The organism is Variovorax monticola (assembly GCF_051216855.1).
Lineage (GTDB): Bacteria > Pseudomonadota > Gammaproteobacteria > Burkholderiales > Burkholderiaceae_C > Variovorax.
Map to the genome: position 1 here is coordinate 493,193 of NZ_JBPJZP010000002.1, position 25,739 is coordinate 518,931.

General features: G+C 70.1%; 21 protein-coding genes. All 21 read right to left on the reverse strand.

Features of this window, described 5'->3' with window-relative positions:
• Positions 1–2: 2 nt before the first annotated feature.
• The 21 genes from ACSFA5_RS07595 to ACSFA5_RS07695 all read right to left on the reverse strand — a co-directional run bounded on the left by ACSFA5_RS07595 (position 3) and on the right by ACSFA5_RS07695 (position 25,731).
• Positions 3–533 (reverse strand): hypothetical protein, encoded by a 531-nt coding sequence (locus tag ACSFA5_RS07595; protein ID WP_435443416.1) that lies wholly within the window; start codon positions 531–533, stop codon positions 3–5.
• Between the two features lie 4 nt (positions 534–537).
• Complete coding sequence (xth, locus tag ACSFA5_RS07600) at positions 538–1,323, reverse strand: exodeoxyribonuclease III (protein WP_435443417.1); 786 nt, start codon at positions 1,321–1,323, stop codon at positions 538–540.
• Between the two features lie 166 nt (positions 1,324–1,489).
• Entirely contained in the window at positions 1,490–3,013 is a 1,524-nt protein-coding gene (locus ACSFA5_RS07605; RefSeq protein ID WP_435443418.1) for a hypothetical protein, read from the reverse strand.
• A gap of 35 nt (positions 3,014–3,048) precedes the next feature.
• The gene (gene tssA / locus ACSFA5_RS07610; protein ID WP_435443419.1) at positions 3,049–4,344 is read right to left on the reverse strand and encodes a type VI secretion system protein TssA; all 1,296 of its coding nucleotides are present in this window, start codon (positions 4,342–4,344) and stop codon (positions 3,049–3,051) included.
• Complete coding sequence (locus ACSFA5_RS07615) at positions 4,329–8,414, reverse strand: type VI secretion system protein (RefSeq protein ID WP_435443420.1); 4,086 nt, start codon at positions 8,412–8,414, stop codon at positions 4,329–4,331. The genes tssA and ACSFA5_RS07615 overlap by 16 nt, the downstream gene beginning before the upstream one ends.
• Before the next feature lie 40 nt (positions 8,415–8,454).
• Positions 8,455–9,216 carry a DotU family type IV/VI secretion system protein gene (locus tag ACSFA5_RS07620; RefSeq protein WP_435443421.1) on the reverse strand — a complete coding sequence of 254 codons (762 nt, stop codon included), beginning with the start codon at positions 9,214–9,216 and terminating at the stop codon, positions 8,455–8,457.
• 39 nt (positions 9,217–9,255) lie between these two features.
• On the reverse strand, positions 9,256–10,596 hold the full coding sequence (gene tssK / locus ACSFA5_RS07625; protein WP_435443422.1) for a type VI secretion system baseplate subunit TssK: 1,341 nt from the start codon (positions 10,594–10,596) through the stop codon (positions 9,256–9,258).
• Between the two features lie 91 nt (positions 10,597–10,687).
• A complete protein-coding gene (locus ACSFA5_RS07630; protein WP_435443423.1) occupies positions 10,688–11,161 on the reverse strand; it encodes a hypothetical protein in 474 nt (157 codons plus the stop codon).
• Positions 11,158–12,654: a dicarboxylate/amino acid:cation symporter gene (locus tag ACSFA5_RS07635; protein ID WP_435443424.1), complete on the reverse strand. Its 1,497-nt coding sequence runs from the start codon at positions 12,652–12,654 to the stop codon at positions 11,158–11,160. The genes ACSFA5_RS07630 and ACSFA5_RS07635 overlap by 4 nt, the downstream gene beginning before the upstream one ends.
• On the reverse strand, positions 12,642–13,385 hold the full coding sequence (gene cuyB / locus ACSFA5_RS07640; protein ID WP_435443425.1) for a cysteate racemase: 744 nt from the start codon (positions 13,383–13,385) through the stop codon (positions 12,642–12,644). Before cuyB ends, ACSFA5_RS07635 begins: the two co-directional genes overlap by 13 nt.
• Before the next feature lie 13 nt (positions 13,386–13,398).
• Positions 13,399–14,673: a dicarboxylate/amino acid:cation symporter gene (locus ACSFA5_RS07645; protein WP_435443426.1), complete on the reverse strand. Its 1,275-nt coding sequence runs from the start codon at positions 14,671–14,673 to the stop codon at positions 13,399–13,401.
• Between the two features lie 23 nt (positions 14,674–14,696).
• On the reverse strand, positions 14,697–15,743 hold the full coding sequence (locus ACSFA5_RS07650; RefSeq protein ID WP_435443427.1) for an ABC transporter substrate-binding protein: 1,047 nt from the start codon (positions 15,741–15,743) through the stop codon (positions 14,697–14,699).
• 17 nt (positions 15,744–15,760) lie between these two features.
• A complete protein-coding gene (locus ACSFA5_RS07655) occupies positions 15,761–15,967 on the reverse strand; it encodes a hypothetical protein (RefSeq protein WP_435443428.1) in 207 nt (68 codons plus the stop codon).
• A 42-nt stretch (positions 15,968–16,009) separates the two neighbouring features.
• Positions 16,010–16,399, reverse strand: a complete 390-nt coding sequence (locus tag ACSFA5_RS07660; protein WP_435443429.1) for a DUF4280 domain-containing protein — start codon at positions 16,397–16,399, stop codon at positions 16,010–16,012.
• 3 nt (positions 16,400–16,402) lie between these two features.
• Positions 16,403–17,164, reverse strand: a complete 762-nt coding sequence (locus ACSFA5_RS07665; protein ID WP_435443430.1) for a toxin-antitoxin system YwqK family antitoxin — start codon at positions 17,162–17,164, stop codon at positions 16,403–16,405.
• A 5-nt stretch (positions 17,165–17,169) separates the two neighbouring features.
• Positions 17,170–19,107 carry a type VI secretion system Vgr family protein gene (locus ACSFA5_RS07670; RefSeq protein WP_435443431.1) on the reverse strand — a complete coding sequence of 646 codons (1,938 nt, stop codon included), beginning with the start codon at positions 19,105–19,107 and terminating at the stop codon, positions 17,170–17,172.
• A gap of 2 nt (positions 19,108–19,109) precedes the next feature.
• Positions 19,110–21,896: a type VI secretion system ATPase TssH gene (gene tssH, locus ACSFA5_RS07675; RefSeq protein WP_435443432.1), complete on the reverse strand. Its 2,787-nt coding sequence runs from the start codon at positions 21,894–21,896 to the stop codon at positions 19,110–19,112.
• Between the two features lie 17 nt (positions 21,897–21,913).
• Complete coding sequence (gene tssG, locus ACSFA5_RS07680; RefSeq protein WP_435443433.1) at positions 21,914–22,933, reverse strand: type VI secretion system baseplate subunit TssG; 1,020 nt, start codon at positions 22,931–22,933, stop codon at positions 21,914–21,916.
• Positions 22,930–24,750: a type VI secretion system baseplate subunit TssF gene (tssF, locus tag ACSFA5_RS07685; RefSeq protein ID WP_435444076.1), complete on the reverse strand. Its 1,821-nt coding sequence runs from the start codon at positions 24,748–24,750 to the stop codon at positions 22,930–22,932. The genes tssG and tssF overlap by 4 nt, the downstream gene beginning before the upstream one ends.
• Positions 24,751–24,760: 10 nt before the next feature.
• Positions 24,761–25,219, reverse strand: a complete 459-nt coding sequence (gene tssE, locus ACSFA5_RS07690) for a type VI secretion system baseplate subunit TssE (RefSeq protein WP_435443434.1) — start codon at positions 25,217–25,219, stop codon at positions 24,761–24,763.
• A 29-nt stretch (positions 25,220–25,248) separates the two neighbouring features.
• A complete protein-coding gene (locus ACSFA5_RS07695) occupies positions 25,249–25,731 on the reverse strand; it encodes an Hcp family type VI secretion system effector (protein ID WP_435443435.1) in 483 nt (160 codons plus the stop codon).
• Positions 25,732–25,739: the final 8 nt, after the last annotated feature.

Consider the following 25,739-nt stretch of genomic DNA (forward strand, 5'->3'; position numbering starts at 1 on the left):
TGTCATCGGCTTCGTTGGCCGAGCGTGAGTGAGTCGATCTGGAAGTTTCCACTCTTGTCCCAGAGCCAGGTGTCCACGTACGTGTGACCGCCCAGCTTGCCGGGGCTGGGCAGGGGAGAGGTGGCCTTGATCAGTTCGGCAATCATCGGCGCCACCTCCGGCGCATGGCTGGGCGTGCGGCTGAAGGTCACGTTCATCACCTTCCCATTGGCATCGATGTCGGTCTCGACCACCACCACCGCATACACCAGCGGCGGGATCTTGCCCTTGTAGATGCGGCTGGCGTACTTGTTGTAGATGTGGCGCGCGCCGATCTTGCGGTAGGTGCGCACGGCCGGCGTCTGCGCGGTGATGAGGCGCACCGTCGGCACGTTGCGCTCGCTGGTCGCGTCTTCGCCGGTGGGCGAGGTGGCAGCGGTTTCCGTGCCGCCTTCCGCCGCCTTCTCCGAAGGTTTCAGCAGCGAGCAGGCCGACATGGCAAGGGCCACGGCCACCACTGCAAGACGGCCGCCGACGCGGGTGAGCGCCGTCATGGGCTCAGGCCTCCAGCGCGAGGTCGAGCACCACGGGCGCGTGGTCACTGGGCTTTTCCCACTTGCGCGGCACGCGGTCGATGACACAGCCCTTCACGCGCGGCACCAGCGGCTCGCTCACCAGGATGTGGTCGATGCGCAGGCCGCGGTTCTTCTGGTAGCCCAGCATGCGGTAGTCCCACCACGAATAGCTTTTTTCGGGCTGCTCGAACATGCGAAAGCTGTCCGTCAGGCCCAGTTCGAGCAGCGCCTTGAAATGGTTGCGCTCCTCGGTCGTGTGGTGAATGGTTTCCTTCAGGCCCACGGGGTCGAAGCTGTCGCGGTCCTCGGGCGTGACGTTGAAGTCGCCCAGCAGCACCAGGTTCGGGTTCGCCGCCAGCTCCTGGCGCAACGCGTCGTGCAGCGCGTCGAGCCACTTCAGCTTGTAGATGAACTTTTCCGAGTCCGGTGCCTGGCCGTTCACGAAGTAGCAGTTCACCACCCGCAGCGGGCCCGAGGGCGTCTCGACGGTGGCCGTGATCACGCGCGACTGTTCGTCGGTGAAGCCGCCGATGTTCTTCACCACGTCGCGCACCGGCGCCCGGCTGAGGATGGCCACGCCGTTGTAGGTCTTCTGGCCGAACACCGCGGCCTCGTAGCCCGCGGCCTTCAGCACCTCGAGCGGGAACTTGTCGTCGGTCATCTTCAGCTCTTGCAGGCAGAGCACGTCGACCGGGTTGGCGGCCAGCCAGTCGAGCACATGCTGCAGGCGCGCGGTGAGGGAGTTGACGTTCCAGGTGGCTATTTTCATGGGGTGGGCAAGTGTCTGCGGTGGCTGTCAGTGTGGCGCGGGCCGCTGGCGCGCAAGGCCTGGCCGGCCGCGCCCGCGAAAGGGAGTCCGCTTCACATTCTGCCGCGCTCCGGGCCCTGACTTGTATCAGTCGGCACGCACCTTGCGCGCTGCCGGCGTGCCCCCCCTACAGCGCAATCACACCCGGAATGGCCTTGTTCGCCTTGAAGCAGGACAGCGCCTCCATCTGCTTCCACGACTGCAGCTGCGTGAAGTACGTCTGGTATTCGATGTAGCAGCCGATGAGTGCCTCGTCGATGATCTTGTCGGCCCGCTCGAACAGGAGCTGGTTGTCTTCCAGGTCGCGGAAGTAGGTGCGCCAGGTGTCGCGCTCGCCGGAGCGGCCGAGCATCGTGAGGTAGCCCGAGTAGAAAAGCGAATTGAAGGCGCGGCCCAGGTTGTCCTGGTACACGGTGACTTCTGCACCGCCGCCGGCGCCCACGCCCACCGTCACGTCCGCCTCGATGCCGAGCTTGGAACCGCCGAAGGCGCTCGACTCGAATTCCAGCCCGAACGAGGCACCCACGCCCACCGACAGCGAGCCCTTGGCCGTGCCCTTGATGATGTCGTAGCCGCACATGCGCAGCGACAGCGACGCCTCGCCCTTGATGCGCGCGCCGGCGAAGGCCTCCGCCTTGATGTCCAGCTTCACGCCGTCGACCGTGGCGACGAACTCCACCTCGGCCGAGGCCATCGCGCCGGCAAAGGCCTCTGCGCTGGCTTCGATCAGGAAGATGTCGGCCACGTCGATGTTCGCCTGCACCTTGATCTTCACGCCCACCATCGCCTCGACGCTGGCCTTGACCTCGACACCCTTGCCCTTCACGTAGGTGGCCTCGCCTTCGGCGCTGGCCGAAACGCCCACGAAAGCGTCGGCCTTGAACTCGGCGCGCAGTCCGGTGATCTCGAGCACGCATTCGCCCGAGGCCTTCACGCCGTAGCCGGCCGAGACCTCCGCCTTCACGGCCTTCTTGAACTCGTCGTTGGTCCAGGTCACCTTGCCGAACTTGCCGTCTTCGCCGCCGCGCATGAGGCCGGTCTCGACCTGGCTGCTGGTCTGCAGCCAGGGGCGCGGGTCGTTGAACCTGATCTTGGTCAGGTCCTTGCACAGCACGTCCAGAAAGACGCGCACCTTGGCCGGCTCGTTGTTGCCCATGTACTGCAACATGAGCGACACGTCGTCCTTGTGCTCGGGGAAGTCGCGCAAGCCGTCCATCCAGTACTTCACCAGCTGCTTCTTGCGCACGATGAGTTCGCGCCGCACGGCGTTGACGACCATCTTGTCCGCGATCGACGCGAGCTCGCTGGGCAGCCGCAGCAAGGGCATGTCCAGCAGGGCGCCGAACTGCCGCTTGTACTCGGCGTTGAAGTCGTTCATCTTCTGCATCACCTGCGCCGGCTCGGGCGAGTGCGTGCCGCGCGTCAGCTTCTCCAGCGTCTGCTTGTAGACGTAGAGGAACTGAAGAAACTCCTGCGCCAGCGCCTTGCGCTCCTTGCTGGACACACCGCCGATCAGCTTGCCGAGCAGCTTGAGCCAGGCCTTGGTCTTGATGTTGAACTCGGGCGCGGGCAGCTCGGCCCACAGAACGTCGTACTTGTACGTGAACTTGGCGCTCGAGAGCGCGATGAACAGGGGAGTGGAGGTGGCCATGTCGTTGAAAGCGTGTGAGAAGAAAGGAATGGCGTTCAGGCGTCCTGCCGCACACCGATGATCGAAAAGTAGCGGTTCAGGTCGCCGTCCTCGCGCAGCACTTCCTGCATCAGCTGCGGCAACGGCATGCGCCCCCACGCCACGGCGCGGTTGACGAGGTAGGGCGTGGGGCTGTGCGGTTCTTCGCGCAGCAGGTAGGCGGCGGCCAGCTCCAGCAGCTGGTAGGCCTCGGCGCGGCTGCCGATGCGCCCGCTCGCCGCGGCCTGCGGCAGGGCGCCCGGCCCGGAAGAAGGGGCGAGGGGCGAAGAAGCGAGAGGAGAAGCGAGAGGAGAAACGAGGGGAGGGGTGGCTTGGCTCATGTCGTGGTCTTCCATCGAGGTCGCGCTGTGCGTGGATGCGTTCGCCGCCGCATACGCCGGCAGCACGGCCAGAGGGGCCGCTTGTTTCTTGTCGCGCGGGTCGCGCTCCTGCAGCAGGCTGCGCAGGGCCTGGCGCATGCGGGCCAGCATCTCCGCCACTTTCGACAGGCTGGGCGCATCGGCGCCCAGGCGCTCGTCGAGCAGCGCGGTCAGCTCGCGCCAGGCCTCGGCCGCCCGTGCGATGCGGTCGTCCAGCGCGGCGAGCGCATCCAGGTCGCGCGCCGCGTGGTCCAGCATGTCCTGGCGCGACACGGTCTGTGCGCTCGGCTCCTCGGCCACTTCCTTCGCCTTCGACTTCGCCTTGGCCGCGCCCGCGGCGGCACCGGCACCGGCGCCGTACTCGGTGGTCAGCGCGCGCTGCCAGTCGCCCAGGTGAATGAACGGCGGAGAAAAATCGGCCCACGCCAGCAGCGGCACGCGCATCAGCAGCACCTGCGCGAGCGTGTCGTTGGCCCAGATGAACGTGGCCGCGCGCATGTCCGCGTCGCCGTCCTCGATGCGCGGATGCACGTCCTGCCAGAAGTCGCGCGCCAGCCCCTGCAGCAGGTGCGCGCCCGCGATCAGTCCGTCGATGCCGTGGCGATGCACCCAGGCCTCGGTGAGCCATGCGGCCACCTGCAGGTCCTTGCTGCGCCGCTGCAGCAGCTCGGCGCACAGCATTTCGGTGGTGCGCCAGTCGGCTTTTTTCAGCGGGCGGGTCCATTCGCCCATCGGCAGGCTGGCGTCTTCTTCCAGGCGCGCGTCGCGGATGCGGGCGTACACCGGGTCGTAGCGCAGCGCCGGACCGGCGGGGCCGTCGGTGTCCAGCGGCGCCACGAAGGGCGCCAGCAAGGGCGCCAGGTCGGGCGCGAAGCCGTCGGCGGCTTCGGCGTTCAGGGGAGCGAGCAGGGCGGCCATCAGGGCGTGTTCCATTCGGGAGCGCGGGTGGGGAAAGCTGCGGGCCAGACCAGCGCGGTCTTCTTGCCTGCGGGGCTCGCCGCAAGGCGCAGGAACACGCGCGCGCGTCCGCCGGCAGGCATCTGCGCGGTGTCGCCGGCCGACTGGGCCACCAGCGGAAACTCGAACTTCAGCAGCTGCGAGCGGCCGTCCGGGCGCTGTCCCGCGTCGCCTTCGCGCTGGCGCTGCGCCAGCGTGAACAGGGCCCACGGGTCCGCAAAGCGGAAGCTCACGGTCTGCCCGTCGGTCAGCAGCGCGGGCTGCTGCGCGTCGGCGCGCGCCACCAGCGGCGAGTCCTTCGCGATGCGCAGCACCAGCGCCACCGGCATGCCGTATTCCCAGCGCAGCGTGCGCGGCGCATCGCGCTGCCTGAGCACCTGGTCGCCGACCTCGAGCGACCAGTCGATGATCTTGTTGCCCTCGATCTCCGCCGGCATGTTCACGCGGAAGTCCACGCTCAGGTCGTAGCCCGGCACGGCGCCGTCCTCGGTGGGGAACAGCGGCAGCAGGAAGTCGCGCGCACGGCCGAACTGCTCGGCGAAGCGGCGCGCGGCCGCCCCCGGCATGGCCGCGGTGCGCGGGCCGCCTTCGGTGCGGCTTTCCTTCAGCGCGCGCGCCAGCGGGTCGAAGGCCCGTGCCAGGTCGTTCACGTCCGCAGGCTCGGCCAGGTCGAAGGCGCGCCCGGTTGCCGCGCCGAACGGGTGGCGGCCCGCCAGCGAGCGGTTGAAGCGCGTGGAGAACTGCGTCCACAGCTCCTGCTGGTCGCCGAACTGCAGTTCGTAGCAGCGCGCCAGCAGCGCGCTGTAGATCTGCTGGTGGCGATCGGCAAAGTAGTCGCCGATGCGTGCCGCGGGCGCCTTGCCGGCCAGCTTGGCGGCGCAGGTGTCGCGGTCGATCTCGGCGCCGGTCGTGCCCAGGAACTGCTCCAGCAGCAGCAGGCTGCTGTTCGGGTTCTTCAGCCGGTAGCGCTCCAGGTCGCGGTTGATCGCCTGCCAGCGCTGCGCTAGCACCGAGCCCGCACCCGCGCCGTCGAGCGCCGCGGTGTAGCTGTCGGCCAGCTTGCCCAGCGTTTCCGTGCGGCTGAACTGTTGGCCCAGGTAGGCCGCGAGCGAGCCCGCGTCCGACACGCCGAAGGCCGCCAGCATCGGCCCGCGCTCGCCGCGCCAGCCCTGGAAGTCGCGCCCGCGCATGGCGTACAGCTCCGACTGAGTGAAGGCTTCGTCCACGCCTTCGAGGCGCTGCAGCGCGTCGCGCGACATCATCGCGCGCAGGTCGTCGGCGCGCGCGCCGGCACCCATCTCGTACAGCAGCGCCTGCACCTTGGCCAGCCGCTGGCGCGAGGCTTCATAGGCCGCGGCCTGCGTGTCGGTGGCCGTGAGCGCACCCGAGGCGGCGCGCAGGCCGTCGCCGGCACCGGTCGCGGCTTCGGCCACCTGGTCGACCACCAGCTGCGCGAAGTGGGCGTTCAGCGCGCTCTCGATGCCGGGGCGAACCGCCGGCGGAAAGGCCAGCATGCCTTCGGTCATGTAGCGCTTGCGCACGTCGCCGATGGCCAGCGCCTGGTCGAGCCGCGCAAGGTCCCACGAGGCGGCCGAGCGCAAGTTCCCGCCCGGGGCGCCCGGCAGGTCGCGGTCGCGCGCCGCGGCCATGAAGGGCTGCGCCAGCAGCGCGGTGAGCGCGTCGCGCAGCGCGATGCGTTCGCTCGCCAGCGCGAAGCGGCCTTCCTTGTCCTGCCACACCAGGCCGGGCTGCGCGCCGCCGAAGCGCAGGTTGAACTCGGCGCGAAACTTCTGGAACGCATCCTGCGCACGGGCGCGCACGGCGTCGGCCGGCTCCTGCCCCAGCAGGCGGTTCTGCTCGATGCGCGCGATCGTGCGGTCGTACGAGGCGCCCAGCACCAGCACCGGCTGGCGCATCCAGCCGCCCTTGCCCGAGGCCACCAGGTCTTCCTGGTCCTTGATGGCGGCGATCACTTCGCGGTAGCTGGCGGTGGTGCGCGCGAACGTGCCGCCACCGGCCAGCGACGGCAGCAGCCGCGCGAGCGCCTGCTCGGACACCAGCAGCTCGTTGCCCACGAACAGCCGCGTGTCCAGCTGCGCCGTGCCCTTGTCGAGCGCGCAGCGCAGCGCCGCCTGCACGGGCGCCAGCGGAATCGACAGCGCGCGGCCCTCGGCCGCCTGTCGGAAGTAGCGCAGGTTGCGGCCCAGGTCGGCGGGCAGCTCGGCGCCCAGCGCGTAGCGCACGGCCACGCGCAGGTCTTCCGCATTGCCGGTAGAAGGCTGGCGCAGGCGTTCCACCGCCTGCAGCGCGGTGTCGAGCTGCTCGGCCGAACCCAGGTAGCGCTGCAGGGCGCCGAACTCGGGCTGGTCTTCCACCAGCAGGCCGTTCTTGCGCGGCGCGTCGCCCAGCGTCCTGAAGCTCGGCGGCAGGCCGCAGCTGGCGCCCACGATGAACTCGCCGGTCGCCTCGTCCTGCTCCACGCCGCTCAGCTGGCTCACGCGGGCCATCAGCTCGCGCCGCAGCGTGCCCACGGCGATGTCGCCGAACTCGCGCTCGATGCGCTCGATCACGCGTTCGTTCAGGTCGTCGAACACCTGCCACGAGCCGGGCATGAAGAAGGAGTAGGTGCCGTCCGTGCGCAGCCGCTCGTTCATGGCCAGCAGCGACAGCGCCTTGTTGCGGTACCACGCCGATGGAACCGGCTCGCCGCGCTGCTGCGCGCGCATGCGGTACTGCGCGTCGTGCTGCAGCTGGGAAAGCGCCGACACCAGCGTGCCGTTGTGCCGGTGCAGCTGCCAGGTCGCCACCACCAGGCCGATGCCCCAGCCGCACAGGAACACGATCGCCGTCCAGCGCAGCGCGCGGTGCAGCACCGGGCGCGCCAGCGTCTGCGTGCGCGACGGCCGCGTGAGGCCGTACTCGAGAAAGATCTTCTTCTCGAACAGGTCGCGCAGGAACGCCGGCTGGCGCATCAGCTGCGCGATCAGGTCGCCGCTGCCCGGCTCCTGGCGCCCGTAGGTGTCGCGCTCGGCGTCGATGGTGGCAATGGCCTGGGCCGACTCGCCGCTGTCGCCCGTCAGGTAGATGCCGCGGAAGAAGAAGGGCTCGTGATAGGCGCTCGGGCGCATCAGTTCGTCGACGTACAGCTGCAGCTGGCCGCGCAGCGTCTCGATGCGCGAAGGCAGCAGCAGCTGCGGGCCTGCGCCCTGCGGCGCGGTGTCGGTGGCGAAGAGTTCGGCCGACACGTCGGACACCGTGCGCACCAGGGTGCCCACCGCCTCGTCGACCCAGCCCGGCTGGTAGGTGGTGGACAGGTCGTACGGCGACGACCAGCCCAGCATGCTGGCGCGCAGCGGCTCGGGCAGCGCGCGCGCGAAGGCGCTGAAGCCTTCGAGCTGTTCGGCGCCGGTGACCAGCACGTACACCGCGAAGCGCATCGCGAAGCGGTTCTGCGCCAGCCACAGGCGGCGGTGCGCGAGCTTGGCGCGCTTGGAGAGTTCGAGCCGCCCGTCGGTGCTGTCGTCCAGCAGCAGCGCCGCCGGAATGGTGATGACCACCGAGTCGAACGGGCGCTGCGGCCGGTACGCGCGGCACATGCCCAGGAACTCGTCCCACGGCTTCTCGGAGGCGTCGTCGTCGTCGGGCGAGCCCAGGTAGGCGCCCTGGATGTCGATGACCACACCGCGGTCGAAGAAATGCCACGAAATGCCCTGCGTGGCCGCGGCCGAGGCCGACTCGGTGCTCAGCGCACTCGCCACGCCCGACTGCTCGATGGGCAGCTGGCGGTGGTCGTCGCCCTCGTTGAGCAGCATGATCCACGGAATGCCGTAGCGGTCCGCGCGCGAGGCGATGTTGCCTTCGATCAGCTCCACCGCCTGGCGGAACGAACTGCGCAGGGAGTCGAAGCGGATGCGCGCGACCTTCGGGTCGCTCGATGGCTTGGCGTGCGAGCGCCGCGCTGCAAAGTACAGCACCATGCCCAGCACCAGCAGCACCACGAGCGTGAGCACGGCGATGGAAAAAAGAAAGAGCTGGTCGGTCAGCATGACGGCGTCCTCCGGGGGCGCACGAGGCGGCAGGCGTGGTTCATCGCGGGTAGCTCCCCGGCGCATCGACCGCGCCCGGCTGCAGCACCTGGCGCACCGGCCACGACTGCCACAGCCACAGCAGCTCCGACACCGCCAGCAGCGCGGCGGCGCTCAGCAGGAACATCACCGTCCAGCGGCTCAGCGTGGGCAGCTTGCGCGGTGCGATGTGCGAAAGCGTGCTTGCATACGCCCGCTCGGACACCACGCGGTCGCGGCCCGAAAAATCGGCCGGGCGCTGGTAGACGAACTGGAACAGTTCCTCCCGGTAGCCCAGCAGGCGCGCTTCCTCGCCGCTGCCGCGGTACTTGCCCTGGAAGCCCAGTGCCAGCGCAAAGAGATACAGCCGCGCGATGTCGCGGCGCGACGGCTCGCGGCCCGACAGCAGCTCCTCGATGCGGCCGAACACCAGGTCGCCCGCGATGTTGGTGCGAAACAGCGACGACTCCAGCAGGTGCGCCGTCCAGCGCTCGCGCCCGACCCAGGGCGTGTGCAGCAGCACCTCGTCGGCCAGCGCGGCCTTCAGGTAGCGCGCGTCGGCCACGTTCTCCAGCTCGAAGCGCGAGCTCTCGCGGCGCGACTCGAGCGACTGCAGCTCCAGCAGGTTTTCGAGGTGGCGCGCCAGCGCCTGCGCCACCGCGTCGGGATCGGTCTCGCGCGATTCGGCCGTGCGGTCGCGGGCTTTCACGATCTCGTCGTAGAACGCCCGGAACTGCTTGGTGATGTGGTCGTCGACCGCAAGGTCGGGAAGGTTGCGTGCCATGGTGGAAATCTTTTTTCTTGCCTCGGGTCGTTCGTGCCGTCACTCTTTGACGAAGAGCACGATCTCCTGCGGCGGCTGCGCGGTGGCGCCTTCGTTGGCGTTGGCGATCACGAGCCGTTCGCCGGCCACGGTCAGCGCGGCCTGGGTCTGGATGGCGTAGAGCAGGTAGCCCGAGCCGGGGCGAAGGCCCAGCTCGTCGGCCGAGTCGATGGGCCGGCGCACCGCGCCCAGCACGCGGCGTTCGCGCAGCGACGGGTAGGTCGACTGCGAACCCACGATGGCGCTGTCCATCCACGCCATCAGGTCCTTGTCGGACTGTCCGCGCAGGCCGATCACGATGCGCGTGCCGGCCAGCCACTGCGGCTGCAGCGTGGTCTCGAAGGCGCCGCGGCTGAACTCGAACTTGTGCTCGCGGTAGGCCTGGCTCACCTCGGACACCGCGTCGTGCAGCGCCAGCAGCAGGGGCTGGAACACGCGCGACGGGTCCGCATGGTCGTAGTCCATCGGCACCGGCGGCAGGCCGCCCGGACGCAACAGGCTCAGCGAGGCCAGCAGCGCGCACAGCGACCAGTACATCGGCAGCGGGTGCAGGTGCGGCGTGCGCAGCACCGCCTCGGCATGCGGCAGGCCCGACAGCAGGCTGCGCAGCCGATCCTTCAGCTCCAGGTGCGCCAGGCGGTCGTCCACGCGCGAGGAGGGCACGGCCGTCTGCTTGGCGACGAAGGCCGCCTTGCCGCGCAACTGGCCCAGCAGCCCGGCGGCCTGGGTCCACAGCGGGTTGTCGCGCGCCACCTCGAGCAGCGGCGGTTGCGCGTCGCCGAGCTTGACCACCTCGTTGTCCTTGAACACCTGGCCCAGGCGCAAATGCACATGCGTGCCGGGCGGTACTGCGCCCGCGGCCAGCGCCAGGCGCGGCAGCAGGCGCGGAATGTTCGCGGGCTCGGCGTCCGACACGGCGTCTTCCACCGGCGCCGCGGCCACCGAGCGAAAGCGCACCGTGGCGGCGCGGTGGCGCGGCGGCCCGCTCACCGGCAGCGTGAGGTAGATGTCGAGCGGCGCGTCGGCCAGTTGCTGCGCATGCGGCGCGAGCGACAGTTCCAGCGCGCCGTGCGTGGGGTCGGCAGCCGCGTACTGCACGGCGGTGCCGTCCGGCAGGATGGCCTCCAGCACCAGCACGCGCAGCAGGCCGGCGGGCAGCAGGCCCTGGTCGAACACCAGTCGGCGCACGCCCCAGCTGAAAGGCACCGCGGCCAGCGTCTGCCAGGCCACGAGCGAGTCCATGCGCGCGGAGAACTGCTGAAAGTGCTGCGGCGACAGCAGCATGCCTTCATGCCACTCGACGCGTTCGGTGATGGGGGCGGCGCGGTGCGCGTCAGACATGGCGGGCTTTCGCGCGAAGAAGAAAGAGGTCGGGGTTCACTGGGCGGGGTCCGGTTGGTTCGGCGTGGGTTCAGCGGTTGTCGGCGGGCGTTCAGCGGACCGTGGACACGTCGAAGCTTTGAATGTCGAAACGGGCGACAACGGCGCCCTTGAGGTCTTCCACCCGCACGCGGTGCGCGCCGGGCGAGGTGTAGTTCGCAAAGACCAGCACGGCCGCCACGCGCGGCGAGCCGAAGGCCTCGGGCAGCACGCGAATCGTCTGGCCCGGCACCAGCTCCCACGAGCGGTACGACAGGCTTTGCGGAAAGGTCTTCTGCAGGTCGGCGCGCGCGCCGAACCACTTGGCGGCCGTGAGCTCGGCCAGGCGGCCCATCATGGCTTCGTCGAGCACCATCACCACGTCGACCGCCACCGGGCTGTTCTGGTTGGCGCCGGGCGCGGCCGACAGCGTGAGCTCGCTCCAGTCCACGCGCGTGCCCTTGGGCAGCAGGCTGCCGCAGGCGGCCAGCTGGGTGGCGAGCACCAAGGCGGCCATCCATCGAAAAAAGGTGGGTGTGCGGTTCATCGCGAGAGTCCAGAAGTTGGCGCGCCGGGGGCGGAATATGCGGCGGAGGCAGAGGCTGCAGCGGCTGCATAGGTGGCGGCGGGCTGCGCCTGCCGCGCGCCCACGGCAATGCCCATCAGCACGATCAGCAGGCAGGCCAGCACGCTGCCGCCCGCCAGCAGCGCGATGTGCCCGCGCGTGAGCACGAAGCGCAGCGGCTGCACGGGCGCGGCGTGCGCCTCGGGCGCGGCGCGCTCCGACGGCAGGCCGGCCGACACGATGGCGATCAGCGCGCAGCTGGCCAGCAACGTCAGCAGGTTGCGCGGCCCCTCGCAGATCAGGTCGATGGCCAGGAACAGCGCCAGCGCCGCCTCGATGGGCAGCTGCAGCAGCGACAGCACCATGCCCGCGTAGCCCACGCTGGTCAGGCTGTTGTTGCCCGCCGAGGCGAAGGCCGCGATGGTGGCGCCGGTGCCGATCATGCCGATGTCGGCCGCGCTGAGCGTGCGGTCGTACAGGTTGGCCACGAACAGCGCCAGCAGCACGTAGTACAGCGCCGAGCCCGCGCGCAGGAACACCGAGGCGGTGGGCACCACCAGCTCCACGATGCCGCGGCTGAAGCCCAGGCGCGCGCTCATCGCCTCGATGGTGTGCGGAATGCTGGCGGTGGTGCTCGACGACACCAGGCTCACCAGCATGGGCGTCTTCAGGTGCTGCAGCACGTCGGCCAGCGGCAGGCTGCCGCGCCGGTGGATCACCGCGATGGCGCCCGCGCCCAGCAGTGCGGCCAGTGCCATGAAGTGCAGCAGGAAGCCGCTCATGGCGCGAATCGTCACCGCGTCGGTCTGCGACAGCACATGCGCCGACATGCCGAAGGCCACCACCGGCAGCAGGATGTTGGCGCGCGCGATGATGAGTTCGAGCGTGCGGTAGATGCCCTCGAACATGTGGTTGAGCGCGGCGTGCTGCGTGCGCGCCAGCGCGGCGAAGGCCAGCCCGAACAGCAGCGAGCACGACAGGATGCCCAGCGAGCGGCCCTCCGCCAGCACGCGAAAGAAGTTGTCGGGCAGCAGCGTGGCGCGCGGGCTCTCGATGGCCGTGGCCTGCGTGCTGCTGTCGTGCAGCCGCATCTCGGTGTCGCCGCCGTCGCCGGCCTTCTGCACCAGCTCGCCCAGGTGCGCGCGCGACTCGGCGTCCAGGTGCGCGCCCGGCGCGTTCACCCAGCCCAGTGCCAGCCCGGTGGCCGCGCAGGCCACCACCAGCAGCAGCGCGAAGCCCGCGATCATCAGGATGCGGCGCCCCGGAAACGGCAGCCCCATGGTCTGGCGCAGGCCGAAGAAGGTGGCCACCACCAGCAGCGGAATGGCCGCCATGCTCACCACCGACAGGTACACCTGCGCCGCCACGTAGGCCACGTCGCCCACCGCCGGCGCATACACGCCCGCCACGGCGCCCGCCGCCATGCACAGCAGCAGGGCGAGCAGGCTGTGGGACATGCGCGTCAGGAAACCCATGCCGACTTGTTCCACCCCTTGCCGAGCGCGAACCCCACCGTGGCGCGGGCGAGCTCCAGCGAGCTGTCGATCAGCGCCAGGGCCGTGAGCTTGCCGGTGCATGCGGCCTGCGCGGCCTTGGCCGCGATCGGCAGCTCGGTGCAGCCCATGATCACCGCCGTGGCGCCGGTAGCGGCCAGCGCCTGCAGCGCGCGCTCGAACGCGGCCGCGCCGCCCGGCACGTCGCCGCCCTTCACGGCGCGGATGCAGGCGTCCACATGCTCCTGGCCGGTGGCGGCGTCGGGCACCAGGAAGTCGATGCCGCGCTCGCGCAGCGCCTGCTGGTAGAAGCCCGAGGCCAGCGCGCCGCGCGTGGCCAGCACCGCCACGCGGGCCGCCCGGTCGTGCGGCCCTGCGGCGATGGCCGCCACGCACGACTGCGCGATGTGGATCACCGGCGAGCGGCTGTGCGCGGCCATCTGCGCATACCAGTGGTGCGACGAGTTGCAGGGAATGGCGATCACGCCCACCCCGATGTCGTTGAGCACGCCGATGCCCGCGAGCAGCGCGGCCAGCGGGTCGGGCCCCGTGCCGAGGATGGCGCTGGAGCGGTCCGGCACGTGGGGCAGGTTCGCCACGATCACCGGAAGGTGGTCCTGGTCGCGCGTGGCGGGCGTGAGCTGGATGATCTTCTCCATGAAGTCCACCGTCGCCGATGGGCCCATGCCGCCGAGGACACCGATGCGTGACATGCGTGTGTGCTCCCTAGATCTTCAGGGGCCGCGGGCAGACCACCGCCACCGCCGCGGTGTTGCCGATGACCAGCACCAGCGTGCGCAGCATGTCGCACACCGGGTCCACCGCCAGGAACAGGATGAACGCCGCCTCGAAGGGCAGGCCCAGGTAGGTGCAGGTCATGCCGATCAGCGACACCGTCACCAGCCCCGTCATGCCCGCCGAGGCGAAGCCCGCGAGCACCGACGAGGTGAGCACGATGCCGATTTCCACCGGCGAGAGCGAGCGCCCGTAGATCTGCGCGATGAACAGCGTGGCGCACACGTAGTACACGACCGGCCCGATGCGCAGCAGCGACACCGTCAGCGGCACCAGCAGCTCCACCCGCGAGCGCGCGAAGCCCAGCCGCGCCACCAGGCTCTCGATCATGATCGGCATGCAGGTGGCGCTGCTGCGCGTGGCCAGCGCCAGGGCGAAGGGGCCGCGCAGGGCGTTGAGCGTCTGCCCCAGCGTGCCGTTGGAGCGCTTCCAGATGATCACGCACGCCACCGCCAGCAGCAGCACCGACACCACCAGGAATGCCATCACGAAGGCGCCCATCGCGCGCAGCGGCTCGATGCCGGTCTTGCCGAGCTGCGCCGCGCTCATGCAGAACAGCACCACCGGCAACGGATAGCTCAGCCAGTGCATCAGCGTCTGGCAGGCGTGGTAGACCGTTTCGAGCGCCTGCGTGAGCCCGTCGGAGATGCGCGTGGGCACATGCCCCACCGCCAGCCCGAACAGCAGCGCGAACACCAGCGTCTTCAGCGTGTCGCCGTTGGCCAGCGCCGAGAAGATGTTGGCCGGCACCAGGCTCACCAGCAGGTCGGAGAAGCTGGCGCTCTTCTTGACCTCGTCGACGCCGCGCAGGTTCATGGCCGTGTCGCTCGCGCTCAGGTCGCCGCCCACGATCTGGCCGAAGGTCTGCATGGTGCTGCTGGGCAGGTTCTCGCCGGGGCGAAGAATCAGCAGCGTGGCCGCGCCGGCAATGGCCACGAACGCCGAGAACGCGAGAAACACCAGCGCCACGCGGCCCAGCAGGCTGGCGGTGCCGCCGTCGCGAAACAGGCGCTGCAGGCTGAAGATCACGGCCGACACCATGAAGGGCAGCGTGATCATCTTCAGCAGGTCGACGTAGATGTCGCCCACGAAGCCCAGGCTGGTCGCCAGCGAGGGCACGAGCATGCCGAAGGCCACGCCCGCGCCCAGGCTGATGATGACGACCCAGGGGTTGAGGACGAAGGCGTAGAACTTGGAGGAATTCATGATGGGTGTGTGTGCGGTGACGCTCAGCGATCGAGTGCCTGCAGCACCTTCTGGATGTCCAGCTTCTCGGTGCGCTGGGCGAGGAACTGGTTGACGTAGGCCAGCAGCGTGGTGTCGGTCACGGCCACGCCGATGCCCAGCGTGTCTTCCAGGTCCTTCAGCGTCACGGTGCGCAGCACCAGCGACACGGTGGGGTCGGCCTTGAGCACGCGCTTGACCTCGAACTCGTCGCGGTAGGCGCTCACCACCTCGCCCTTGTGCAGGGCCACCAGCACCTCGTTCCAGGTCGCGAACTCCTGCACCTTGGCGTGCGGGAAGTTGGTGCGTGCGTAGTCCGCGAAGGACGACTTGGCGATCACGCCGATGCTGCCGTTGAAGTTGCGGATCACCTCGGGCAGCGGGCGCCCGTGCGAGAGCTGCGCGAACTTCACGCGGTTCAATATCAGCGAGTGGTTCAGCGTGAGGTAGGCGTCGCTGAAGGCGATGGTCTGCGAGCGCGCCAGCGTGCGCGACAGCTTGCTGATGGCCAGGTCGGCCTGGCCGTTGGCCAGCAGGTCGACCACCGCGTTGAAGGTGCCGGCCTCGCGGTTGAAGCGCAGCTTCACGCCCAGCTCCTTGGCGAGCGACTGGGCCAGGCCCACTTCGAGGCCGGTCCACTGGCCCTTGTCGTCGAAGAAGAAGAACGGCGGCGTGTCGACCTTCAGCATGGCCACCACCAACTCGCCGCGCATCACGATGCGGGCGATGTCGGGCGCGAGCAGGCGGCCGTCGGGCACGCGCACGAGGCCGTTGGCCATGACGGGGGCGACGGGAGCGGATGGGGTGGCGGGTGCCTCGGCCGGCGCACCCACGGCCGCGGCTGCGGCTGCCGGCGCGGCGAGCGCCACCACCTGTGCGGTTGCGGTGGCGGTTGCAGCGGGCGTGGCAAGCAGGCCTTGCGCCATGGGCCGTTCGCCCGCCGCGCCGGCCGTCGGGGCGGTGCACAGGCCGGCCAGCGCCAGCAGGGAGGGCAGGGCCAGGCGCCGCAGCGCGCTGCGCATGCCCGCGAGGTGTCGGGTGGAGTTCGACATGCGTGGAGTCAGTTTTTTCATGGGGTAGGGGCAGAGGGAGCCGACGCGGCGGTCGGCGCGGGCGCAAGGGGGGGCGACGCAGGCGAGCCGGGCTGCACCGGCGCCGGCGCCATGACGGCGGGCGTGGGCGCCAGGAGCTTGCCGATCTCGATGCCCATCAGGAACAGGAGGGCGCACAGCAGCACCACGCAGGTCACCGTGATGGCGACCATGCGAGAACTCATCGTGAAAACGTATTGCGACATGGGTATGGGAGCGACCGGGGGTCAGGGAACCATCGAAGTGAACTGCCCCGGCACGACCACCTGGATCACGCCTCCCCAGTTGCAGGCGAGCTTGGAGCTGTTCTGCAGCGCGGGCATGTTGCCCAGCAGCACCGTGGGCGAGCCGGGCGCCCAGGGCGCGGCGGTCACGGGGATGCAGGGCATGGGTGTGAAGGCGCCGAGCGCGGCGGCGGTGGCGGCGGCCACCATCGGGTTCGACATGCTGTTGCAGGTGCCGAAGGGCATGATGTTGGCCAGCGGCTTGTTGTCCATGATGGTGGCCGCCGGCACGCCGCTGGTGAGCACGGCGTTGGCGGGCAGCACCACGAGGCTGGAAGGCGCGGCGCCGAAGCTGCATTGCAGCGAGGCGCCCATGCACACGTTCATGCCCATGACTCAGGCCCCCCGCACGAGTTTTTCCAGGCTCTTCATGAAGCCCGGGTTTGCGGCGGCCTGCACGAGCTCGTGGCCCGCATCGTCGAAGCGGCGCGGCGTGCCGTACGGCTTGCCGTTGCGGTAGGAAATTTCTTCCATCAGCTGGCCGTTGGGCCAGAAGCGCCGCAGCGGCCCGTGCAGCACGTTGGCCACGAAGGTGGACGACTGCGCCACGCCGCCGCCGGGCAGGTGGTCGCGCACCTCGCCTTCGAGCAGTCCGGCGCGGTAGTGCTCGCGCCGCACCAGGCGTGCCTCGTGAAAGTAGCTGGCCTCGCCTTCGAGGCGACCGGCCGCGTAGCGCAGCCGCGCCGTGACGTCGCCCGACTCGGCATAGGTCACGGCTTCGCCGTGCAGCGTGCCGTGCACATGCTGCTGCGTCTGCATGAGCTTGCCGCTGGGGTAGTAGCCGCGCGTGACGCCCTCGGCCAGGCCGCCCAGGCGCTGCGTTTCCTGCAGCAGCTGGCCGCGCTCATCGAACAGGCGCATGGCGCCGTGCGGCAGGCCGGCCTGGTAATGGGCCTCCATGGCGGGCGTGCCGGCGGCCGAGAACACCTGCATCGGCCCGTGCGCCAGGTCGCCCAGGAACGACGCGCGCACCGCCGTGCGGCCGTCGCCGTCCAGGGCTTCGCGCACCACGGCCCGGGGCACGGCGGCGAGGTCGGCCGCCGCAAGGGCCGGCAGGGCGGCCACGGAGGGAAGAGCGGGAAAAGAGGGAAGTGCCATGGCGCTCAATTGATCTTCACCAACCCGCCCTTGATCGTGACCATGCCGCCGCCTTCGACGGCGTTCATGCCCGAGGCCTTGCTGCTGATCGAGGGCGCCTCGTTGGTGAGCGTGGCGCCGCCCTTGGCCGACAGTGCCACCCCGGCCTCGGCCTTGAGGTTGACGCCGGCCTTGGCCCCCAGGTCGGTGCCGGCCTTCAGATCCAGCGTCTGGGCCGACTTGATGAGCAGCGTGCCGGTCACGTCGATCACCAGGTTGCCCGTGACCTTGAGCTCGTAGTTGCCGGTGACGGTCTGCGTGAAGTCGGCCTTGTTGACGTGCGTCTCGTTGCCCGTGACCTCCAGCGCGCGCGTGCCCTTCACCGAGTGGGTTTCCTTGCCCGTGGCGACCGACACGGTGCGGTCGCCCTTGCTCACGGTGTGGGTCTCGTTGCCGGCCATCACCGTGGTCGACAGGTCGTTTTCGATTTCCACGCGCATGTCTTTCTGCGCATGCAGGTAGAGCTCCTCGGCGTCCAGCTTGTCCTCGAAGGCCAGCTCGTTGCCCGCGGCGCCGCGCAGCGAATGCGAGCGCAGGGTGCTGCGCGACGAGTTCGCCGGCAGCGGCAGCGGCGTGGCGTGCGTCCCGTTGTAGACGCGGCCCGACACCAGCGGCCGGTCGGGGTCGCCGTCGACGTAGCTCACGATCACCTCGTGGCCGATGCGCGGCAAGAAGAGCGCGCCCCAGCCTTCGCCGGCCCACATCTGCGACACCCGCACCCAGCAGGAACTCCGGTCGTCGCGCTTGCCCTCGCGGTCCCATGGAAACTGCACCTTGACGCGGCCGTGCGCGTCGGTCCAGACCTCTTCGCCCGCGGGCCCGACGACCACCGCCGTGTGGCTGCCGGCCACCGTGGGGCGCGGCGCGATGCGCGGCGGGCGAAAGGCCGTTGCCGGGAGCAGCGTCTCGAAGCTGTTGCTGTAGTGCTCCTGCTCGGCGTGGTGCCGCACGCTGTGCACCACGTGCTGCACGTTGAGCGTCTCGCGCGGATGTTCCTGCAGCGCGAAGGTGGTGCCCGCCGACAGGTAGTGGCAATGGCTGTCCCCGCGCCCCGACCGGCTGCCCGCCTGGTGCGCGTCCGAACGCAGGCGCGCGCGCGCCTGCGTGGCCGACAGCGCCACGCGCGACGGAAATTCGTAGTCCAGGCCGCGTCCGCTGGCGCCGTCGTGCTGCAGCAGCTGGCTGGTGTCGGGCGTGAGGAAGTCGTAGTCGTCCAGCGCATGCGATTTGGTCACCAGCCGGGCGTCCGACGCGAAGCGCGTCACCGCGTGGGTGTGCGCCGGGTCGTCGTCGCCGTTGAGCACCGTCAGCGCCGGCGCATGCTCGCAGGGCGCGTACGCCGAGTTGTTGTCGGCCAGCACCAGCGTGTGCGTGCCGTCGCCGAAGGTGAAGAAGTAGAAGATGCCGACGTCTTCCATGAGCCGCGAGACGAAGTCGAATGCCGTCTCGTCGTAGCGCACGCAGTAGTCCAGCGACGGGTAGGCGCCTTCCAGCACCGCGCGGCACGCCACGTCGTATTCGCCGAGCACCTTCTGCACGATCTCCGGCACGCTCAGGTTCTGGTAGATCACGCGGTCGCGGCCCAGCGTGAGCAGCCACATGCGCGGGACCAGGTCGAGCGTGTAGGTGGCGAAGTGGCGGTTGCCGCCCATGTAGCTGAAGCGCGAAACGATGCCGTTGAAGTAGCGCGCCTCCTTGCCCGGGCGCTGCAGCGCGACGGTGGCCGTGCTGCCGATCAGCGCGTCGGCGTCCAGCTCGTTCGAGTGCCCGCGCATGGTGAGCGTGCAGGCGAACAGGCGCGACAACCCCTCGGTGGCCTGGAAGGCGTCGAGCAGCAGTTCGTCCGGCGCGAGCACGGTGCTCACCGTGAGGAACGCGCCGTGCTGGGTGAAGCCCTCGCGCATGGTCATCGGCTCAACGCGGCCGGTTCGAAGCCGAAGACGAAGCTGCCGTCGCCGTCCATGCCCATGTGCACCGCATGGAACGCGGCGGCCATCGACATGCGCTCCAGCACCTGGCGCGACAGCTCGGGCAGCACCGCATGCGCCAGGATGTGGTCGATGTTGCGCGCGCCGCTGTCCACCTCGGTGCAGCGCGCGGTGATGGCGTCTTCCACCTGGGCGTCCCAGGTGAAGGTGGCGTGGTGGTTCAGCGCGAAGCGCCGCGCCAGCTTGCCGAGCTTGAGGTTCACGATGGTGCGGATTTGCCCGTCGCCCAGGTGGTGGTAGGGCACCAGCGCCAGCCGGCCCAGGAAGGCGGGGCTGAACTGCTTGAGCAGCTCGGGGCGCAGCCGCTCCACCAGTTCCTCGGGGTCGGGCCTGCGCCCGCCCTGCGACGCCTGCGTGATCACGTCCTGCGCGGCGTTGGACGTGAGCAGGATCAGCGTGTTCTTGAAGTCGATCTGCACGCCTTCGCCGTCTTCCATGGTGCCCTTGTCGAACACCTGGAAGAACAGCTCCAGCACGTCGGGGTGGGCCTTTTCCATCTCGTCGAGCAGCACCACGCTGTAGGGCCGGCGGCGCACGGCCTCGGTCAGCACGCCGCCGCGCCCGTAGCCCACGTAGCCGGGCGGCGCGCCCTTCAGGCTGGAGACGGTGTGCGCCTCCTGGAACTCCGACATGTTCACCGTGATGACGTTGCGCTCCCCGCCGTACAGCAGGTCGGCCAGCGCGAAGGCGGTCTCGGTCTTGCCCACGCCGCTGGGGCCCACCAGCATGAACACGCCCACGGGCTTGCCGGGGTCGTCCAGGTCGGCGCGAAAGGTGCGCACGCGCCGCGCAATGGCGTCCAGCGCGTCGTCCTGCCCGACCACGCGCTCGGCGAGCTTTTCCTTCAGGTTGAGCACCGTGTGCAGCTCGTCGGTCATCATCTTGCCGACCGGAATGCCGGTCCAGCCGGAGATGACCTGCGCCACCATCACGCCGTCCACGCACACCGGCACCATGGGCTCGTCGCTCTGCAGCGCCTCCAGGCCCTTTTCGAGCCGGCGCAACGCGGCGGTGAGCAGCGTGGGGTCGTTTTCCTCGTCGGGCGGCGGCGCGTCGTCGCGCATGCTGTCGGCGATCTTGCGGCGCAGCGCCACGATTTCCATCACCGCGTGCCGCTCTTCCGCAACCTTGTCGGACAGGCGCTTGTGGGTCTGGCGCAGCGTGCCGAGCCTGGTGTTCAGCACGGCCATGGCGTCTGTGGACTCCTGCGCGTCGGCGCCGGTGGCGGCCGCGTGGCGCAGCACGCGCAGCTCGCTCTCGGCCGCGGCAATGTCGCGCACCGCCGACTCGAGCTCGGCCGGCATGCCGTTCTGCCCGATGGCCACGCGCGCGCAGGCGGTGTCCAGCACGCTGATGGCCTTGTCGGGCAGCTGGCGCCCGGTGATGTAGCGGTGCGAGAGCTTGACGGCCTCGCGCACGGCGTCGTCCACGATCTCCACGCCGTGGTGCTGCTCCAGCGTCTCGACCATGCCGCGCAGCATGTCGATGGCGACTTCTTCGCTCGGCTCCTCGACCTTCACCACCTGGAAGCGCCGCGCCAGCGCCGGGTCGCGCTCCACGTATTTCTTGTACTCGGCCCAGGTGGTGGCGGCGATGGTGCGCAGTTCGCCGCGCGCCAGCGCGGGCTTGAGCAGGTTGGCCGCGTCGCCCTGGCCTTCGGCGCCGCCCGCGCCGATGAGCTGGTGGGCCTCGTCGATGAACAGGATCACCGGCGTGGGCGAGGCCTTGACTTCGGCAATGACCGACTTGAGGCGGTTCTCGAACTCGCCCTTCACGCCCGCGCCCGCCTGCAGCAGCGCCAGGTCGAGCGAACGCACCGACACCTGGCGCAGCGCGGGCGGCACGTCGCCCTGCACCACGCGTTGCGCGAAGCCTTCGACCACGGCCGTCTTGCCCACACCGGCCTCGCCGGTGAGGATGGGGTTGTTCTGGCGGCGGCGCAGCAGCACGTCGATGATCTGGCGGATTTCCCCGTCGCGCCCGCGAATGGGGTCGATCGCGCCGTCGCGCGCAAGCTGCGTCATGTCCACCGTGTACTGGTCGAGCGAAGGGGTGGCCGAGCTGCCGCGGCGCGCGGTGGGCATCTGCAGCGATGGCGCACCGGTACCGGTGTCGGTGTAGGTGCCGGGAGCGGATGTGGAGGGTGGCACAGCGCCCGGGCGCTGCGGCGTCGCGGCAGGGGCCGAACCGGACGCCGGCGGCGCGGCGGCCAGGGCCGAGGCGGCCGCGTCTTCCGGCGAAGACTGCAGCAGGTTGGCGAGCTCGTCGCGCAGGGTGCCGCGCGGCACCTGCAGCAGGGCGGGTGCGGCGTCCACCAGGCGCCCGCGCAGGCGGTCGACTTCGAGCAGCGCCAGCATCAGCGTGCCCGAGCGGATGTGCTGCTGGCCCAGCAGCATCGAGCTCATGAGCCAGGCCTCCTGGAACAGCGGCGCGAAGTCGGGCGCCAGGCTCGGCGTGCGGCCGTTGCCGCGCTTGAAGGTGTCCAGCGACTTCTGCAGCTGCGCCTGCACGGTGTCGGGGCGCAGGCCGAAGCGGCCGAACACCAGGCGCAGGTCGGGCGCCTCGTTGTCGACCAGCTTGAGCAGCAGGTGCTCCAGGTCGACGTTGTAGTGCGTCTGTTGCACGCACAGTTCGGCGGCCTGTTCCATGGCGCGCTTGCATTCCGGGTTGAGCCGGCCGAGCAGGGTGCGGATGTCGATGTCCATAAGGGGAGGTGTTCGGGTCAGGCGCGGTGCGCGCCGGTGCCGGTGCCGGTGGCGGCGTCGTTGGCCAGGGTGTGTCGGATGGGGGGCAGTGCGCCCCGGAATGCGGGGCCGGCGATCCACGAGGTCCAACCCAGGCGCATCGGGTTGCCCGCGCCCAGCACGCTGCTGCGCCGCGCGGTGGGCGCCAGGCGCAGTTCGGTCTCGACCTGCAGGTCTTGCGCGACGAAGCGGCGCACCAGCCAACTGGCAAGGCCATGGTCGGCGCCGCCGGGCAGCAGGCCGCTCAGGCGCTGCGGGCTCAGCTCGCTGAACACGAGCCGGATGCCCGCGCCCTGGTCCCACACGCGCTGGCCGAGCACCGCGCCGCCGCCCAGCGGGGTGCGCCGGTCCAGCCGCGCCGGGGCGTCGGGCTCCAGCGCGAGCCAGCCGCCGCGCAACTGCGTGCCCTGCACCTGCACGCCCAGGCGCTCGCGAAGCAGCGCCAGCAGGCCGGTCATGCCGCGCGGCGCGCCGCCCAGCAGGCCCGCGTGGCGCAGCCACAGGGCCGAGCCGTCGGGCGCGCGCTCGCCGGCGCGCAGCCCCAGCGTGCTGGCCGCGTCCAGCGTGGAGGCCAGCGTGGAGCGCGAGGGCGAGAGCGGGTTGAGCGCCACATGGTGCTTGCGCCGGCTGCGGTACAGGAACGCCAGGAAGCGGTGGTTGAAGATGTCCAGGAAGTCCTCGGTCGCCAGGTCGCGCCGCTGCCGGCGCTCCAGCAGCATTTCGGTGAACGGCATCGGCAGCGGGCCGCCGCTGCCGCCCAGCGAGAGCGTGGGCGTGCTGAGCGTGAAGGGCTCGCCGGTGGGGGCGTGGGTGCCGACCTCGCGCACGTCGCTGGCCTCGAAGGCCAGCGACACGAAGGCGCGCACGCGCACCGCCTCGCGCTCGCGCGGGCCCTGGGCGCGGCCCACGGGCACGGCGTCGGGCGCGGCGCGCTCGAGCAGGCTGATGGCCTGGAACAGGTTGAAGTCCTGCGGCCGGGCGGTGAGCCGTTCGATCACAGCACGACCTGGCGGCCGGTCATCGGCGGCCACTGCTTGCGCACTTCTTCGCCGCTGCGCACCACCAGGCGAACGAAGGAGTTCATCGAGGTGTACATCGCGAAGAAGCGCGCGAGCACGGCCGACATCAGCAGGGGCGAGCCGCCGACGAAGGCGTCGTCGTCGAACTCGAGCGTGACCTGGGTGCCGCGGCAGTAGCCGCGCCAGGCTTCGGTGCCCACGTGGGCGGTGACGCCGCGCGCCGAGAGCCCGGCCAGGCCGCGGATCTGCGCATGGTCGCGCCGGCTGTCGGAGGCGAACAGCAGCAGCATCTCGCGCAGCTGCTCGCGCCCGGTGGAGCCGTCCACCAGCGACTGGTGATTGAGCGTGAGCAGCGACACCAGCCGCCACAGCGTCTCGCTGCCCAGCGGCGGGTCGCGCGGCGCGGTGGGCTCGTACAGGCAGCGCACGCGCGTGGGCTGCGGCGGGCCTTCGGCGAGCAGACGCGCGCCCACGGGCACCTGCTCGGCCAGGCGCCGGTTGGTGCACAGCAGGTGCGCGTAGACCACGGGCTGCGCGGGCCGGCTGTGCGTCTTGCGCTGGTCGACGAAGGACAGGAAGACGTCGGTGCCGGGAATGTTGTGGCGCAGGCAGGGCTCGCGCCGCGCGGCCCAGAACACCGGGCCTTGCGCGCCGTCGGCAGGGCCACCGCCATGGCCGCTCGCGTGGCCGTCCACATGGCCCAGTGCGGCGAAGCCCGGCACATCGACCGGCTTGTCGGCATCGGGGTCGGACGCGACCACCGACACGATGGAATGCACCTCGGTGGAGGCGTCGCGCTGCCGGTCGGGCACCAGCAGGTATTCGTAGTGGCGCTGGTCCATCACCAGCGGCTCGCTCACGCGCGGGAACAGGTTGACGATGGGCGTGCAGCCGAGCTGGAAGTTGTCGGCGTCCAAGTGGCGCAGCGCGCGCGCGAACCGGTCGAGCTGAAACACCAGCTCGCAGCGGCGCCCGCGCCCCAGGCGCGAACGCAGGTGCTGCAGGTCGAAGAAATGAAACTTGCGCGGAAACGCGAAGTACTCCTGCAGCAGGCCGTAGGCCGGCTGCGCGTTGGCGGGCTGCGGCAGCACTTCTTCGCCCTCGGCGAAGCCGACCTCGCGCCAGGCGTCGGCCGGCAGCATCTGCAGCATGTCGCCTTCGGGAACCACGCCGAGCGACTTCATGCCCGACACCAGCGCGTCGTACAGCGGCATGGTGGTCATCCAGTCGCCTTGCAGGTGGATGCGCAGGCTGTCGATGTCCAGCTCCGAAAAGTCGGCGTCCGCCGTGCATTCGAGCGTGAGGCGCAGCACGGCGTCGGCGTCGATGGCGGCGTGCGCGATGCGCAGCGGCCACAGCACGGTGTCCCAGGCGGTGCGAAAACGGCACTCCTGCGAGGGCGCGCCTTGCGCCTGCGCGGACGGTTCGCGGGCAGCGCGCGCGTTCAGCATGGTGTGGCGCGGTACGCGAAAGCCCGCCGTGACCTTGCCCTGCGTCGGGTCGAGTTCGAACTGCGCCACCGACATCGAGGGCAGCGGCTGCACCAGCGACGGGCACAGGTTGTCGAGCAGCGCGCTGGCGACGTCCGGAAATTCCTGGTCGAGGTCGCGGTGCACGCGCGCTGAAAGAAATGCCACCGACTCGATCAGCCGTTCGGTGTGCGGGTCGAGCGATTCGCCGCCGTGCAGGGAGAGCCCCGAGGCGACCTTGGGGTAGCGCTGGGCGAAGTCGGCCCCCTGTCCGCGCAGGTAGGACAGTTCGCGCTTGTAGTACTGCAGCAGCTCGCTGTGCTGGATGTCGGACACGTCAGGCGACTTTCATCAGGCTGTCCGGGGCGCCGAGCAGCATCTCGAAGTCCACGCGGCGCAGCGCCAGGCCGGCGCGCGCCTGGGCGCCGATGCGAACCAGGGCCACCTCGTGGCGGTGCGGCGTGGCGCTGACCTGCACGCTCACGTCCGACAGGCGCGGCTCGTAGCGCTGCACGGCCAGGCGCAGCACGCCCGCGAGCTGCTGGAGGTCGGCGGCGTTCTGCGCGCTGAAAGAAGAAAAATCGGGAATGCCGTACTCCAGCACGGTGCCGTTGCCTTGGGCATAGTCGCCCGCCGAGAGCGGCGAGCGCGTATTGAAAAGTTGGCGCAGCTCGCGACCGATGGAGTCCTGCAGGGACGCCATGGTCTCGAGATGGGCGTCACGGGCGTGCCCGTGCGGCGCCGACGCCAGCCGGTCGAACAGGGGAGCCACGCTCCCTTTGACGAGTTCGGACACGGTGGGCGCCGGGCGTGAGCGTCGGGCCCTCAGGCGGCCGCGATGTTCTTCGACAGGTCCCAGCCGAACGGCGCAATGCCTTCCTGGCCGCCTTCTTCCTTCTGCTTGGTGTAGTCGACCTTGATGACCGCGTAGTTCAGCGACACGCTTTCCTGCGGCACGTCGCCGCCGCTGGACACCGAGATGCCGCTCAGGATCACGTCGGTCAGGGTCACGACCATCAGGGGCAGCAGGCCGCTCTTGTCTTCACGCGGGAAGGTGATGACGGTGTCGCCCGCCAGCACTTCGCCGCCGGCGAGCTTTTGCAGCAGCTGGGGCGTGGCCGAGTCGCTGGTGCGCGTCACGGTGATTTCGGAGAAGCTGGGCTTGCCCGAGGTGCGCTCCTGGTTGGAGGTGCCCGCGGTCACGGCCAGGCCGGCGCCGAACTGGAAGCTCTGGACTTCCAGTTCGTCCTTGTGACCTTCGATCTGGGTTTGGCCGGTGACGCCCGGGATCTTGAGATAAATAGGCATGTGAGATT